The following is a 14,634-nucleotide window of genomic DNA, read 5'->3' as shown; positions in this document are numbered from 1 at the left end:
TCTCTTGGGGACGGCTCCCGGCGCCCGTGGGGACAAGGACGAAGAACCGTCGGGGGAATTGTTGGTCTTCGACAAAAGTCTAGGACTGCGGATCTCCGTCGGCCAAGCGCCCCAGAATCAGCGCGATCCGCAGCGTGAACGCGGAGCGGACATCGGAGGGTGACCAACCGGTGACGTCGGTCACACGTCGGAGCCGGTAGCGCACGGTGTTCGGGTGTACGAAGAGCATCCGCGCCGCGCCTTCGAGGCTACTGGCCTGCTCCAGGTAGACACTGAGCGTTTCGAGCAGCGCGGAGCCCGCTTCCTCCAGCGGTCTGTAGATCTCCTCCACCAACTGATCACGGGCCGATGGGTCCGAGGCGATGGCCCGCTCCGGCAGGAGATCGTCCGCGAGGACCGGGCGGGGCGCGTCCTGCCAGGCGGTGCAGGCCTTGAGGCCGGCCGCCGCGGCCTGCGCGGAGCGGGTCGCGGCCAGCAGGTCGGGGACGACGGGACCGGCCACGACCGGGCCCGCCGCGTACGGTCCGATCAGCGACTTCGCCACCGCGAGGGGGTTGTCGTTGCCGCCGGCGATGACGACGAGACGGTTGCCGAGGACCCCGGTCAGGACCTGGAGCTTGGCGTGCCGGGCGGCCCGGCGGATCGCCTCCACGGTCAGCTCGCTGTCCCCGTCGGGGGCGGTGCCGAGGACCACGCAGACGTGGTCCGGCGAGTTCCAGCCGAGGGCGGCGGCCCGGGAGACGGCGCCCTCGTCGGCCTCGCCGGAGAGCACCGCGTTCACCACGAGCGACTCCAGCCGCGCGTCCCAGGCGCCCCGGGCCTCTGCGGCCTGCGCGTACACCTGGGCCGTGGCGAAGGCGATCTCCCGGGCGTACACGAGCAGCGCCTCGCGGAGCACGGACTCGTCACCGGGGGCGGCGACCTCCTCGATCGCCGACTCCATGACCTCGATCGTGGTGCGGACCATCTCCACGGTCTGGCGCAGGGTGATCGCCCGGGTCAGCTCGCGGGGCGCGGTGCCGAAGACGTCCGTCGAGATCGCCTGCGGCGTCTCGGGGTGCCGGAACCACTCGGTGAACGCGGCGATACCGGCCTGGGCGACCAGACCGATCCACGAACGGTTCTCCGGCGGCATCGCCCGGTACCACGGCAGCGTCTCGTCCATGCGGGCGATGGCGCCGGCGGCGAGCCTCCCGGAGGACTGTTCGAGGCGCTTCAGGGTCGCGGCGTGCGGATGAGCTGCGTTCGTGGGTTCTGGCACGGGGACAAGACTGCCTTATCGGGGCGCCGACGTGCGGGGTCGGGGCGGATTCGCCCCGCGGCCCGATCGGCGGGCCGCCCCCCGGACCGCACTACCGTGGGCCCCGTGACACGCATCCAGCGGGCAGACCAGCGGTACCCCGGGGGCGACCCGGCGGCCGGGATCGAGACCCGGCACGCCCTCTCCTTCGGGCCGTACTACGACCCCGACAACCTCCGCTTCGGCGCGATCCTCGCCTGCAACGAGGAGCGGCTCGCGCCCGGCGCGGGCTTCGACGAGCACCCGCACAGCCACACCGAGATCGTCACCTGGGTCGTCGAGGGCGAGCTCACCCACCACGACACGGCCGGCCACACCACGGTCGTCCGCCCCGGCGACCTCCAGCGGCTCAGCTCCGCCGGCGGCGTCCGGCACGTCGAGCGCAACGACGCCGACGTGCCGCTGGTCTTCGTGCAGATGTGGCTCGCGCCGTCGGCGCCGGGCGGGGAGCCCTCGTACGAGGTGGTGCGCGGGGGCGACGGCTCCTGGTCGTACGACCTGGCGGGGGCGGACGCGCGGCTGCACGTCCGCCGCCCGGTGGCGGGCGAGCGCACCGCCGTACCGGCCGCCGACTTCGCGTACGTCCATGTCGTACGCGGCACGGTCCGTCTCGACGGCCACGGCGACGGCGAGGGCGACGGCGACGGCGACGGCGAGGGCGACGAGATCGGGACCGGCGACGAGCTCGGCCCCGGCGACGCCGCCCGGATCACCGACGCCCGGGGACACACGCTCGTCGCCACGACCGACGCGGAGGTCCTGATCTGGGGGATGCGGGACTGGCGCAGGGGCCTGGGCTGACCCTTCAGCCGAGTGCGCTCTTCGCCTTCCACCGGTCCCAGCTCAGGTTCCACGCGCCGTAGCCGTTGCCCTCCGCGACCGTGCCCTTGGTGTCGCGGCCGGTGATCTCGAAGGGGTCGCCGACGTTCACCGAGGCGTAGAAGGAGGCGGCGTTCTCGTCGCTCATGCCGATGCAGCCGGAGCTCTTGTTGGCCTTGCCGAAGTAGGGCGCGTTCCACGGGGCCGCGTGCGCGTACATGCCCGACCAGGTCAGCCGCATCGAGTAGTCGACCATCTTGTCGTAGGCGCCGCCGAGGCCCACCGTCTCCGAGTTCATGTTGATGGTGCCCTCCTTCGCCATCAGGACGGCCGTGCCCCGCCAGGACCGCTTGTCGCCGCCCGGGGTGCCGCCGGAGACCGGGATCGTGCGCACCGCGCGCCCGTCCCGCTCCAGCGTCAGCTTCTGCCGGTCCAGGTCGACCTTGACGACCTGCGCGGAGCCGACGGTGAAGCCGGTGCGGTAGTCCCGGACGAACCAACCGCCGCCCGAGTCGGTGCCGTTGAGGTCGGCTTCGAGGGTGACCTTCGTGCCGGGCTTCCAGTACTCGCGGGGCCGCCAGTCCGCCCTGTCCCGGCCCGAGTAGTCCTTGACCCAGCCCCAGGAGCCCTCGGTGGCGTTCGAGGTGGTGACCTTCAACTGCCGCTCCACGTCCGCCTTCCGCGTCACCGGCAGGTCGAAGACGATCGACAGGGGATGCCCGATGCCCACCGTCGTGTTCTTGCCGGGCGCCAGGGTCAGCTTGTTGACCTTCGCCGCCTCCGGCGTGGTGAAGGAGGACCGGGTGGCGGACTCCCGGCCGTCGGCGGTACGGGAGGTCACCTCCACCGTGTACGAGGTGCCCGGCGCCGCCTTGCGGTCCGACGTCCAGCTCGTCCCGCCCGTGCCCGTACGGCCGGTGAGGACCCCGCCCTCCGCGTCGACGACCCTCACCGCCGCGAGCGTGCCGCCCGACGCGGTCACCGACACCGGCCGGCCGGCCGCCGGATCCACCACCGTCACCTTCGCCGGGGACGCCGCCGATGCCGGGTCCTGTGTCTTCGACGGGCCGGGGCCGCTCGCCGCCTGGGCGGAACAGGCGGTGAGCGAGACGCCCAGCGCGACGGCCACGAGAACGGCACGGGACGGGCGCGTCGGTGACGACGGGCTCGGGCGTATCGGCGACGTGGGTATCGGCGACGACGTGCGTATCGGCAGCACGGAAGACCTCCGCGGTGAGGGAAGAAGGTGGGATGTTCCGGACTGTAAGCCGCCCGGCCGTCCCGCGGGCGCCCGGAAGCCCGTGTGACAAGGGCTGCGGCGGAACGGTCACCGTCCGGTCACATTCGCCGCGCGCACCGGTCGAATTCGGCTGTGAGCCTGCTGTGCGCCCCACGACCGAGGGGCGGAAACAGGAGGCTCCCGTTGTGTCTGCGCTGCTCGTGACGGCCGCACCCACCGATCGCCGCGCCCCCGTGGGTCCGGTCCGGCTCGGCCCCGTGACCCCCGAGGCGTACCGCGCCTTCCTCGCGTCCCGGTCCACCGGCGCCGACGGCGCCAGCTTCCTCCAACTCCCCTCCTGGGCCCAGGTCAAGGACGGCTGGAACCACCAACTCATCGGCTGGGGGCCCGAATACGGCGAGCTCACCGGCGTCGCCCTCGTCCTGCTCCGCCCCTTCCCGGGCACCCGCAAGTACTTCGCCTACCTACCCGAAGGGCCCTTCGCCGACTGGTCCGACCCCGACCTGGACGGCTGGCTCGGCCCGCTCCTCGGCCATCTGCGCGCCTCCGGCGCCTTCGCCGTACGCATCGGGCCCGGGCCCGCGTACCGCCGCTGGAACGCCGCCACCGCCAAGGCCGCCACCGGACCCGGCCGCCGCCTCGCCGACGTCCTCGCCGACGAGGTCGACCCGCTCGGCACCGCCGTCGCCGAACGCCTCCGGGCCCGCGGCTGGCGCAAGTGCGGCGGCGACTCCGAGGACGGCGCCGACGCCCAGCCCCGGCACGTCTTCCAGGTCCCGCTCGCCGGCCGCTCCACCGACGACCTGTGGTCCGGCCTCAACCAGGAGTGGCGGCGCAACGTCCGCAAGGCCGGCAAGTCCGGCGTCGAGATCACCATCGGCTCCGCCGCCGACCTGCCCGAGTTCTACCGGCTGCTCCGCATCACCGAGGAGCGCGACGGCTTCCGGCTCGGCCGCTCCCTCGCCTACTACGAGCGCCAGTACGCCGTCCTCAACGCCGAACAGCCCGGCCGCATGCGGCTCTACCTCGCCCGCCACGAGGGCGAGATACTCGCCGCCCACACCATGCTCACCGTCGGCGCCCGCGTCTGGTACCAGACCGGCGCCTCCGCCGACCACCGCCGTGAGGTCCGCCCCTCCAACGCCCTCCAGTGGCGCATGATGCTCGACGCCCACGCCCTCGGCGCGGCCGTGTACGACCTCCGCGGGGTACCCTCCACCCTCGATCCGGGCGACCGCGCCCACGGGCTCCTGCGCTGGAAGCTCGGTACGGGCGGACAGGTCGTCGAGACGTTGGGGGAGTGGGAGATTCCGATGCAGGGCACGACCAACCAGGCGCTGTACCGCGCGTTCCACGCGTATCTGGCCCGCCGATGACGGCCGGCCTCGCCGAACGCGCCGTACCGAGGAAGGCCGCCCCCTCCGCGCTCCGCAGCGGCGCGCTCATGGCCGCCGGCTCGCTCGTCTCCCGCGCCACCGGCTTCGTCCGCGCCTCCGTCGTCGCCGCCGCGCTCGGCGCGGGCTTCGTCGCCGACGGGTACGCGGTCGGCAACTCCGTTCCCACCATCGTCTACATGCTGCTCCTCGGCGGCGCCCTCAACGCCGTCTTCGTCCCCGAACTGGTCAAGGCCGCCAAGGAGCACGAGGACGGCGGCGTCGCCTACACCGACCGGCTCCTCACCCTCTGCGCGCTCGCCCTCACCGCCCTCACCGCCGTCGCCGTGCTCGCCGCGCCGCTGATCGTCGACACGTACACCGACTACACCGGCGCGCAGCGGGAGATGACGGTCGCCTTCGCCCGGGCCTGCCTGCCGCAGATCCTCTTCCTCGGGCTCTTCACCCTCCTCGGCCAGGTCCTCAACGCCCGGGGCCGGTTCGGCGCCATGATGTGGACCCCGGTCCTCAACAACGTGGTCGTCGTCTCCGTCTTCGCCCTCTTCCTCGTCGTCGGCGACGGCGGGGAGCTCACCTCCGGCGAGACCGCGCTCCTCGGCTGGGGGACCACCGCCGGCATCGCGCTCCAGGCCCTCGCCCTCCTGCCCTCGCTGCGCGCCGCCGGCTTCCGCTGGCGCCCCCGCCTCGACTGGCGCGGCAGCGGCCTGGCCGCGCCGCTGCGTTCGGCGGGCTGGCTGGTGCTGCTCGTCCTCACCAACCAGGGCGCGTACTGGGTGACCACCTGGCTCGCCACCTCCGCGGGCTCCACCACCGACGGCGGCTCGGGCCTCGCCGCGTACAACAACGCCTATCTGCTGTGGACCGTCCCGCACGGCATCATCACCGTCTCCCTCGTCACCGCGCTGCTGCCCCGGATGAGCGGCGCCGCGGCCGACGGCGACCTCGCGGGCGTCCGCCGGGACGTCTCGTACGCCCTGCGGACCAGCGCGGCGGCGGTCGTCCCGGCGGCCTGCGCCCTCCTCGCCCTCGCCGTCCCGCTGATGACGGTGGTCTTCCGGTACGGGGCGACCGACGGCGACGACATCCGCGCGATGTCCTGGATCCTGATGGCCTTCGCGCCCGGCCTCGTCGCCCTCTCCGGCCAGTACGTGTGCACCCGCGCCTTCTACGCCCTGCGCGACACCCGTACCCCGTTCCTGCTCAACCTGGTGATCGCCGGCCTCAACGCGGCGCTCTCCCTCGCCGCGCACCACTACCTCCCGACCCACTGGGCCGTCGCGGGCATGGCCGCGGCCTACTCGCTCGCCCTCTGGGCGGGCTGGGCCCTCACGGCGTACGTCCTCGGCCGCCGCCTGCGGGGCGCCACGGGCGGTGCGGGTTCGAGCGACGCGGGCTCGGGCGGCGCGGGTTCGGGCGGCTCGGGCGCCGCGCTCGGGCGCCTCCTCGTCGCCGCCGTCCCCGCCACCGGGTACGGGCTGTTCGTCGCCGACCTGACCGTCTCCGCGGGCGCCGTCGCCTCCGGGCTCGCCGGAGGCCTGACCGTCCTCGCCGTCTTCGCCCTGCTCGCCGGCCCCCTCCGCCTCGTCGAGGTGCAGAGCCTCCTCGCGGCCGGCGCCACCCGCCTCCGCGGCCTCGCGCGCCGGGGCTGACCCCACCCGTCCCTCCCCCTCACCTGGGAGGCCCCTTCCGACCCTGGGATACTCCACAGATGCCCCGCGTGCTGCTCATAGAAGACGACCCCTCCGTCCGCGAGGGCGTCGAGCTCGGGCTCCGCCGCCGCGGGCACGAGGTGCGGACCGCGGCCACCGGGGAGGCCGGGCTCGCCGCGCTCGGGGAGTTCCGGCCGGACCTGCTCCTGCTCGACCTGATGCTCCCCGGCATGAACGGCGTCCAGGTCTGCCACCGGGTCCGGGAGAGCAGCCAGCTGCCGATCATCATGCTCACCGCCCGCGGCGACGACTTCGACGTCGTCATAGGCCTGGAGGCCGGCGCCGACGACTACATCGTCAAGCCCGCCCGTACCGAGGTCATCGAGGCGCGGATACGGGCCGTGCTGCGGCGGATGGAGGAGCCGGGCGCGGGCCGGCCGGCCGTCGAGTTCCACGGGGAGCTCGCCGTCGACCGGGCGGGACTCACCGTCGCCAAGGCGGGGGAGCGGATCGCCCTCGCCCCCTCGGAGCTGAAGCTGCTGCTCCACCTCACGGCCGCCCCCGAGCAGGTCTTCAGCCGGCAGCAGCTCCTCGAACACGTCTGGGAGCACAGCTACCACGGCGACGCCCGGCTGGTCGACGCCTGCGTCCGGCGCCTCCGCAACAAGATCGAGGACACCCCGGGCGAGCCCCGCTACATCCAGACCCTGCGCGGCTTCGGCTACCGCTTCGGGCCGCTGTGAGGACCTGTGTGCCCGATCCGGAAGCCGGACGCGAGGCGACCATCGGGCGAGCGGCGACCACCGGGTACGAGGCGACCGCCGGGTACGAGGCGACCACCGGGCGAGCGGCGACCACCGGACGCGAGACCGAACCGTCCCCCCGCCGGCGCCGCAAGGCGGCCAGGGCCCGCCGCCCCCGTCCCTTCGGGCTCCGCACCCGCCTCGTCCTCGCCTTCCTCCTCGTCGCCGCCGTCGGCTGCGGCACCACCGCGGCCCTCACCTACCGGGCCGCCCGCAACGCCATCCTCGAACAGACCCAGGACACCGCCGTCTCCGCCTTCCGCGAGCAGGTGGAGGGCCTCAACATCGCCCTGCCCGTCGCCGCCGAAGACCTGCGGGACCGCCTCCTCCAGATCGCCCGCCAGGGCAAACCCCGCGCCTGGCGCGTCTACGCCGAGTACGGCAGCGTCCGCGTCTCCTCCACCGACCGCCCCACCTCCTCCGTCATCACCCCCGAACTGCGGGCCCGGGCCAAGGGAGCCGAGGCCACCCCGCACGGCAGCTTCCAGCGCGTCGTCAAGAACGGCACCCCGTACCTGACCATGGCCGTCCCCGCCGTCTTCCACGCCTACTCGGCCGAGGACGCGACCCAGCACACCGGCCTCGTCCTCTACGCGGTCATGGAGCTCGACGAGGAGGAGGCCAACATCGAGGCCATGGTCGCGGCCGCCCGCGACGGCGCCCTCCCCGCCCTCGCCGTCGCCCTGATCCCCGCGCTCATCGCGTCGCGCGGCGTGCTCCGCCCCGTGCGGGAGCTGCGGCACGCCGCCCACAACATGGGCCGCGGCAGGCTCGACACCCGCATCCAGGCCAAGGGCAGCGACGAACTCGCCGACCTCGCCCGCACCTTCAACGAATCCGCCGCCGAGCTCGAACGCTCCGTCGCCGAACTCCGCGACGCCGAGGCCCGCGCCCGCCGCTTCGCCTCCGACGTCTCGCACGAACTGCGCACCCCGCTCGCCGGCATGCTCGCCGTCACCGAGGTCCTCGACGAGGACGCCGGGAGCCTCGACAGCGACACCGCCCGCGCCGTCCGTCTGATCAGCGCCGAGACCGGGAAGCTCGCCGTGCTCGTGGAGGACCTGATGGAGATCTCCCGCTTCGACGCGCGCGCCGCCGAGCTCCACACGGACGAGGTCGACGCCGCCGACTGCGTCCGCAAGACCCTCCAGCACCGCCACTGGACCGATCCGGCGCAGGTCGTCCCGTACCTCGCCGAGGGTGTCAGGGCCCGCCTCGACCCGCGCCGCTTCGACGTCGTCGTCGCCAACCTCGTCGGCAACGCGCTGCGGCACGGAGCCGCGCCGGTGACGGTGCGGCTGTACGCGGAGGGGGACCAGCTCGTGACGGAGGTCGCCGACCGGGGCCCGGGCATCCACCCGGACGTCCTGCCGCACGTCTTCGACCGCTTCTACAAGGCGGACCAGGCCAGGACCCGCTCCGCGGGCAGCGGCCTCGGCCTCGCGATCACCCTGGAGAACGTCCGGCTGCACGGCGGCACCGTGACGGCCGCCAACCGTCCCGACGGCGGCGCCGCCTTCACCGTGAGGATGCCGCTGTGACCCGCCGCGGGCGGTGGGCGGCGGCCGCCGCCCTGGCCGCCCTCCTGCCGCTGGCCGGGTGCGGCGTCCGGGGGACCGACGTCGTCGAGGCGGGCGGCGCCGCGACCGTCGTGGTCGGGCCGATCCCCGAGACCCGGATGCTGCTGTACTTCGTCGGCCCGGACGGCCGCCCCATGCCGGTGGCCCGCGAGGTCGGGTACTCGAGTCCGGATCCCACCTCCGAGTCCGGCGACCCGGAATCCGGCCGGGTCCCCTACGACGGGTTCGGCCCCGGCTACGAGATCGACGAGAAGGACCTCCACCAGTCGCGGGTCGTCACCGTCAAAGTGCTCGCCGCGCTCCTCGCCGGACCGAACGAGGCCGAGGCCGCGGCGGGCCTGACCACCGCCCTGCCGCGCGGCACCGAGTCCCCGCACGTCCAGGAGGAGAAGGCCGGCGGCACGGACGGGCGTCGACTGCTGCGGGTGAGGGCCCCGTTCGCCGTCACCGACCTGCCGCAGGCGGCCGTCCATCAGCTGGTGTGCACGACCGCCTACGCGGAGGACCGGGCCGGCCGGGCGCAGATCGCCCTCACCGGCCCCGACGGCGCCCTGCCCCCGACCGTCTGCGACGACTAGGACCTGTCCGGCGGATCAGGGCCGGACAGACCCCGGGGGTGTCCGTCTGATCAGGGCCCGGGTCAGGAGGCGCGCAGCTCCGCGAGGACCGCGTCCGTGAACGGCGGCCAGGTCTCGACCGCCCACGGCCCGAAGGGCCGGTCGGTGAGGGCCACGCACGCGGCCCGCGCGTCCGGGTCGATCCACAGGAAGGTCCCGGACTGCCCGAAGTGGCCGAAGGTACGCGGCGAGGACGTCGCGCCGGTCCAGTGCGGGGACTTGGAGTCGCGGATCTCGAAGCCGAGCCCCCAGTCGTTCGGCCGCTGGTGCCCGTAGCCGGGCAGGATGCCGGTCAGACCGGGGTACGTGACGGTCATCGCCTCCAGCACGGTCCGGGCGTCGAGCAGCCGGGGCGCCTGCAGCTCGGCGGCGAACCGCACCAGGTCGTCCACGGTCGACACGCCGTCCTTGGCGGGCGAGCCCTCCAGCGTCGTCGAGACCATGCCGAGCGGCTCGAGGACCGCCTGGTGCAGATACTCGGCGAAGGGGATGTCGGTCGCCTTGGCGAGATGGTCGCCGAGCGCCTCGAAGCCGGTGTTGGAGTAGATCCGGCGGGTGCCGGGCGCCGCCATGACCCGGTTCTCGTCGAAGGCCAGCCCCGACGTGTGGGCCAGCAGATGGCGGACGGTCGCGCCCTCGGGCCCGGCCGGCTCGTCGAGGTCGATCGCCCCCTCCTCGTACGCGACGAGGACGGCGTACGCCGCGAGCGGCTTGGTGACCGAGGCGAGCGGGAAGCGCTGCCCGGTGGGGCCGTGGGTCCCGGCCAGGGTGCCGTCCGCGCGGACGACGGCGGCGGCCGCGGTGGGGACGGGCCAGTTCTCGATGGACGCCAGGCTCGGCAAGCTGCTGCTCTGCATGGGGCCGAGCCTACTTGCTTCGAGTGCACTCCAACGTTTTAGCGTGGGGGCATGAGCGTGATCGCGAGCACGGCGACGAGTACGGCGACGAGTACGAGTACGACCACGGGTACGGGTACGACCACTGGTACGGCGACGAGCGGCACCCGGGCGCACTACACCATCAGCGAGGTCGCCGCCCTGACCGGCCTTTCGGCGCACACCCTGCGCTGGTACGAGCGGATCGGCCTCATGCCGCACGTCGACCGCTCGCACACGGGCCAGCGCCGCTTCGGCGAACGCGACCTCGGCTGGCTGGCCTTCGTCGGCAAGCTGCGCCTGACCGGGATGCCGGTCGCCGACATGGTCCGGTACGCCGAACTCGTCCGCGAGGGCGATCACACCCGTGACGCACGCCGGGAGCTCCTGGAGACCACCCGGCGCGACGTCCTCGCCCGGATCACCGAGCTCCAGGACACGCTCGCCGTGCTCGACATCAAGATCAGCCATTACGGGACCGTCTGCGGAGGTACACCCACATGACCAGGATCGACACCGTACGGCTCGGCGGCCAGGACGGACCGGAGATCGGCGTCCAGGGTTTCGGCGCCATGGGCATCAGCGAGTTCTACGGCGACACCGACGAGGCCGCCGCCCGGGACACCCTCGACGCGGCCCTGGAGGCCGGCGTCACCCTGATCGACACGGCCGACATCTACGGCAGCGGCGCCAACGAGGAGTTCCTCGCGCCCTTCCTCGCCGCCCACCGCGAGTCCGTCACCCTCGCCACCAAGTTCGCCATCGAGCGGCGCGCCGACGACCCGTCGTACCGCGCGGTCCGCAACGACCCCGCCTACATCAGGCGGGCCGCCGAGAACAGCCTGCGCCGCCTCGGCGTCGAGACCATCGACCTCTACTACATGCACCGCCGCGACCCGGAGATCCCGTTCGCCGAGTCCGTCGGCGCCATGGCCGAGCTCGTCCAGGAGGGCAAGGTCCGCTTCCTGGGGCTGAGCGAGGTGACCGGGCCCGAGCTGCGCGAGGCGCACGCGGTGCACCCGATCGCCGCCCTCCAGTCGGAGTGGTCGCTCTTCTCCCGGGACGTGGAGCGCAGCGCCGTCGGCGCCGCCGCCGAGCTCGGCGTGACCCTCGTGCCGTACTCACCGCTCGGCCGGGGCTTCCTGACCGGGGCCTTCGCGGACGCCGGCAAGGAGCTGTCGGGCGGTGACTTCCGCAGGCACCAGCCCCGGTTCACCGGCGAGAACGCGCAGCGGAACGCCGCCCTGCTCGACCCGGTCCGGAAGATCGCCGCCGCGCACGGCGCGACCCCGGCGCAGATCGCCCTCGCCTGGGTGCAGCAGCGGTCCGCCGTGCACGGACTGACGGTCGTCCCGATCCCCGGCACCCGCAAGCGCTCCCGCCTGGAGGAGAACGCCGCCGCCACCCGGATCGCCCTCACCGCGGCGGAACTGGCCGAACTGGAGCCGATCGCGGGCCTGGTGGCGGGCGACCGCTACCCGGACATGAGCTCCACGTCCCTGGCCCGCGAGGTCGGAAACGAGTGACCGGCGGCGAGGTCGGAAACGAGTGACCGGGGCCGAGGTCGAGGCGGCGCTCACCGAGGCGGGCTGGTCCCCGGGCCGTGACATCGGCGAGCGGCTGCCCGGACTCCTGAGGTTCGTGACGGAACGCTTCGCCGAGGAGGGGCATCCCGTCGAGCCGTTCCGCGCGGCCCGGGACTTCGTCCGCGAGTTCGGCGGGCTGCGCCTGGTCATTCCGGGCACTCCGCCCGACGCCATCGGCCTCACCCCGCACTGGATCTACGAGGAGAGCGCCGAGGACGTCGCCGAACTCGCCGCGAACCTGGGCCGGCGCCTGTTCCCGGTCGGCTACGAGGAGTTCGACGGAGGAATGGTCCTCGTCGACGAGACCGGCCGTTTCTTCCTCCTGCACCACACCGGCCCGTACTACGTGGGGCAGAACCCGTACGAGGCGATCGGCGGCCTGCTGCGCGGCGGGCAGGAGGAGGCCAGGACGCTCTTCGTGTGATGCCGCCGCCGCCCGGCTCGCGCGAGCAGGGCGGCGGCGGCACGTGACCAGGGCGGGCGGCGGCACGTGGGCCGGGCGGCGGCGGCGCGTGAGCCTCCGCGGCCGGCACGTGAGCCTCGGCGCGTGTCACGCGAGCCCCAGGGCGAAGGCGCCGAAGCCCGCCGCGAGCAGCCCCGCCAGGACGCGGCGGGCCGGGCCGGTCCTCGTCCACGGGGACTCGAAGCCCCGCGCGAACCGTCCGACGAGGACGAGCAGTCCGGCGAAGACCGGCATCCACGCCAGCCGGGCCAGGATCCAGCCGACCGAGTCCGGCGCGCCGACCAGACCGGGGACCTCCCCCAGGTACGAGCCGGGGATCGCCGCCGCGAGCATCGCCGTCTGGTGCCAGCACAGGATCGTCATCGCCGACAGGTTGACCACCACGACCGGCGCCCACAGCGCGGGCCGCTTCAGGAGCCCGCCGAGCCGGTCCCGCAGCAGGATCGCCGCGCCGCTCTGCGCGGCGGCCAGGGCGAGGACGAGCAGCGACGGCGGGTGGGAGTTGGTGCGGGCCTCGCCGGGGACACCGACCATGGACGCCGGGTAGTCGAAGAAGAGCAGGAGGGCGGCGAAGAGCGCGGCCCCGCCGGCCAGCAGCCACCGGGCGTGGCGCCGGGTGACCCGGCCCTCGCCCCACGAGACGCCGAGCTGGTAGGCGAAGAGCCAGCCGGGCAGGATGTTGAGCAGGCTCAGCCAGGACGGCACGGCGTCGGCGTACGGCCCGTACCGCAGGAAGTCGACGACGGCGACGGAGCCGAGCAGCGGCGCCGCGGCCCAGACCCCGAGGCGGCGGGCGACCCGGACGCAGTACGGGGTGAGCGCGGTGACCACCGTGTAGACCCCGACGAACCAGAGCGGCTGGACGACCAGCGTGGACGCCGTCCGCAGGCTGTCCACGGGGACTCCGAGGCCGAAGTGGAGCAGCGGGAGCAGCGCCGCCCACACGGCCGTGACGCCGAGCACGGGGCGGCCGAGCCGGGCCAGCCGGCCCCCCAGCCACTCACGGGTCGAGCCCTTGCGGCGCCGGTAGGAGAGGACGGAGGCGTAGCCGCCGACGAGGAAGAAGATCCCCAGCATCTGGAGGACCCAGCTGACCGGGGCGAGACCGGCGAAGGTGCCCAGCGGGCTCGCGTTGTGGATCGCCCCGTCGGAGGAGAGGGTGAAGCCGCCGAGCAGCCAGTGCCCGGTCGGCACGGCGAGCAGGGCGAGGGCGCGGAGCCCGTCGATGGCCCGGTCGCGGTGGGCGGGAGTCCCGGATTCGATCTTCGAGGCCGTCTTGCGGGCCATCGTGGCGAGCGAGCTCATCGGACGTCCCCCTCGGCGATCGCGGCGAACGTGCGCAGGGAGCTGGTGCCGGCCGCGAAGTAGCCGCCGTGGCCGGCGGCGTCCTCGGCCGGGATCCGGCGGGCCCCGAAGGCCGGGTCGGTGGGGTCGGCGCCGTGCCCGAGCCCCGCGAGCTCGACGTTCGGGATCCGGTCGATCCAGTCGGTGGGGTCCTTCGCCGCCCAGACGCGGGCGGTGGTGCCGAGCTCGGCGACGTTCCCGGCGCGCATCCCGGGGGAGCCGAAGACCACGAGGTCCTTCGCCTTCAGGCCGTGGGCGGCGAGACCGCAGACGACGGAGCCGTAGCTGTGGCAGAACACGGACGGCTCGGCCGCCCCGGCGGGCCTGACGGCCGCGAGACCGTCCACGAACCGGGTCAGCCGGTCCGCGCCGGCCTCGGCGAGCCGGCCGGTGGCCGCGTCCAGGCCCACGCCGACGGGGGTCGTGTACCCGGCCCAGGCGACGACCGCGGTACGGCCGCCGGTCGCCCGGCGCAGGGACTGCGCCATGTCCGCGAGCTTCTGGACGTGGCCGGTGTCGGTGTCGGAGCCGGGCACGATCACGGCCACCCGCTCGGCCCGCGCCAGATCCCCGTACACGAGGGCGACCTGGCCCCGGCCGCGCGGATCGAGGGCCAGGACCTCCGCCCCGGCGAACCGGCCCTGCGCGGCACGGCCGTTGGCCTCGTACCGCAGGGCCGGGGGGACGCCGTCGAGGTTCCCGACGACCGTGGGGTGGGTGCGGGCCAGCTCGCGCTGCCGTACGGGACCGAGCCCCGCGAAGAAGCGCGCGATCTCGGCCGGGCTCGTCCGCTCGGGGTCCGGCAGCCCCGCCGCCCGCCACGCCTCCGTCCCGGCCGGCGCGCCGGTCACGGCCTCCTGGGCGTCCCCGGACGCCCAGCCGGCCGTCCCGGTGATCACGGCGGCCACCAGGGCCACGGTGGTCAGGGTCCTCGCGAAGCGGCGCATCGGTCGCCCTCCCTCTT

14 protein-coding genes are annotated in these 14,634 nt (G+C 74.1%); 9 read left to right on the top strand and 5 right to left on the bottom strand.

Annotated elements, in window-relative coordinates; genetic code table 11:
- Positions 1-79 precede the first annotated feature (79 nt).
- A complete protein-coding gene (fasR, locus tag OG361_RS12650; protein WP_384561572.1) occupies positions 80-1,261 on the bottom strand; it encodes a fatty acid biosynthesis transcriptional regulator FasR in 1,182 nt (393 codons plus the stop codon).
- A 105-nt stretch (positions 1,262-1,366) separates the two neighbouring features.
- On the opposite strand from fasR, the gene OG361_RS12645 reads away from it, so the two are divergent.
- Positions 1,367-2,101, top strand: a complete 735-nt coding sequence (locus tag OG361_RS12645; RefSeq protein ID WP_405853416.1) for a pirin family protein — start codon at positions 1,367-1,369, stop codon at positions 2,099-2,101.
- A 4-nt stretch (positions 2,102-2,105) separates the two neighbouring features.
- Here the strand turns inward: OG361_RS12645 and OG361_RS12640 are convergent, their stop codons facing one another.
- Positions 2,106-3,248, bottom strand: coding sequence for an Ig-like domain-containing protein (locus OG361_RS12640; RefSeq protein ID WP_405853415.1), 1,143 nt, complete (start codon positions 3,246-3,248; stop codon positions 2,106-2,108).
- Positions 3,249-3,544: 296 nt separating this feature from the next.
- On the opposite strand from OG361_RS12640, the gene OG361_RS12635 reads away from it, so the two are divergent.
- Genes OG361_RS12635 through OG361_RS12615 form a run of 5 tightly spaced genes read left to right on the top strand, consistent with a single transcriptional unit; the run spans position 3,545 to position 9,363 of the window.
- A complete protein-coding gene (locus OG361_RS12635; protein WP_384561580.1) occupies positions 3,545-4,735 on the top strand; it encodes a lipid II:glycine glycyltransferase FemX in 1,191 nt (396 codons plus the stop codon).
- Positions 4,732-6,402, top strand: a complete 1,671-nt coding sequence (gene murJ / locus OG361_RS12630) for a murein biosynthesis integral membrane protein MurJ (RefSeq protein ID WP_405853414.1) — start codon at positions 4,732-4,734, stop codon at positions 6,400-6,402. Before OG361_RS12635 ends, murJ begins: the two co-directional genes overlap by 4 nt.
- Positions 6,403-6,461: 59 nt before the next feature.
- Positions 6,462-7,145 carry a response regulator gene (locus OG361_RS12625; RefSeq protein ID WP_405853413.1) on the top strand — a complete coding sequence of 228 codons (684 nt, stop codon included), beginning with the start codon at positions 6,462-6,464 and terminating at the stop codon, positions 7,143-7,145.
- A gap of 8 nt (positions 7,146-7,153) precedes the next feature.
- Entirely contained in the window at positions 7,154-8,746 is a 1,593-nt protein-coding gene (locus OG361_RS12620) for an ATP-binding protein (RefSeq protein WP_405853412.1), read from the top strand.
- A complete protein-coding gene (locus tag OG361_RS12615; RefSeq protein ID WP_405853411.1) occupies positions 8,743-9,363 on the top strand; it encodes a hypothetical protein in 621 nt (206 codons plus the stop codon). The genes OG361_RS12620 and OG361_RS12615 overlap by 4 nt, the downstream gene beginning before the upstream one ends.
- Before the next feature lie 62 nt (positions 9,364-9,425).
- Here the strand turns inward: OG361_RS12615 and OG361_RS12610 are convergent, their stop codons facing one another.
- The gene (locus tag OG361_RS12610; RefSeq protein ID WP_405853410.1) at positions 9,426-10,259 is read right to left on the bottom strand and encodes a serine hydrolase domain-containing protein; all 834 of its coding nucleotides are present in this window, start codon (positions 10,257-10,259) and stop codon (positions 9,426-9,428) included.
- A gap of 51 nt (positions 10,260-10,310) precedes the next feature.
- Here OG361_RS12610 and OG361_RS12605 point away from each other — a divergent pair, with 51 nt between their 5' ends.
- The 3 genes from OG361_RS12605 to OG361_RS12595 are packed head-to-tail and all read left to right on the top strand — an operon-like array spanning position 10,311 to position 12,287.
- Positions 10,311-10,781 carry a MerR family transcriptional regulator gene (locus OG361_RS12605; protein WP_405853409.1) on the top strand — a complete coding sequence of 157 codons (471 nt, stop codon included), beginning with the start codon at positions 10,311-10,313 and terminating at the stop codon, positions 10,779-10,781.
- Complete coding sequence (locus tag OG361_RS12600; RefSeq protein WP_405853408.1) at positions 10,778-11,803, top strand: aldo/keto reductase; 1,026 nt, start codon at positions 10,778-10,780, stop codon at positions 11,801-11,803. The genes OG361_RS12605 and OG361_RS12600 overlap by 4 nt, the downstream gene beginning before the upstream one ends.
- 22 nt (positions 11,804-11,825) lie before the next feature.
- The gene (locus tag OG361_RS12595; protein WP_405853407.1) at positions 11,826-12,287 is read left to right on the top strand and encodes an SUKH-3 domain-containing protein; all 462 of its coding nucleotides are present in this window, start codon (positions 11,826-11,828) and stop codon (positions 12,285-12,287) included.
- Positions 12,288-12,413: 126 nt separating this feature from the next.
- On the opposite strand, the gene OG361_RS12590 is transcribed toward OG361_RS12595, so the two are convergent.
- Positions 12,414-13,631 carry an acyltransferase gene (locus OG361_RS12590; protein ID WP_405853406.1) on the bottom strand — a complete coding sequence of 406 codons (1,218 nt, stop codon included), beginning with the start codon at positions 13,629-13,631 and terminating at the stop codon, positions 12,414-12,416.
- Entirely contained in the window at positions 13,628-14,617 is a 990-nt protein-coding gene (locus OG361_RS12585) for an alpha/beta hydrolase (RefSeq protein ID WP_405853405.1), read from the bottom strand. Before OG361_RS12585 ends, OG361_RS12590 begins: the two co-directional genes overlap by 4 nt.
- Between the last annotated feature and the right edge of the window lie 17 nt (positions 14,618-14,634).

This window comes from Streptomyces sp. NBC_00090, from assembly GCF_045160815.1.
Classification (GTDB): domain Bacteria; phylum Actinomycetota; class Actinomycetes; order Streptomycetales; family Streptomycetaceae; genus Streptomyces.
This window is presented reverse-complemented; position numbering and strand designations above follow the sequence as displayed.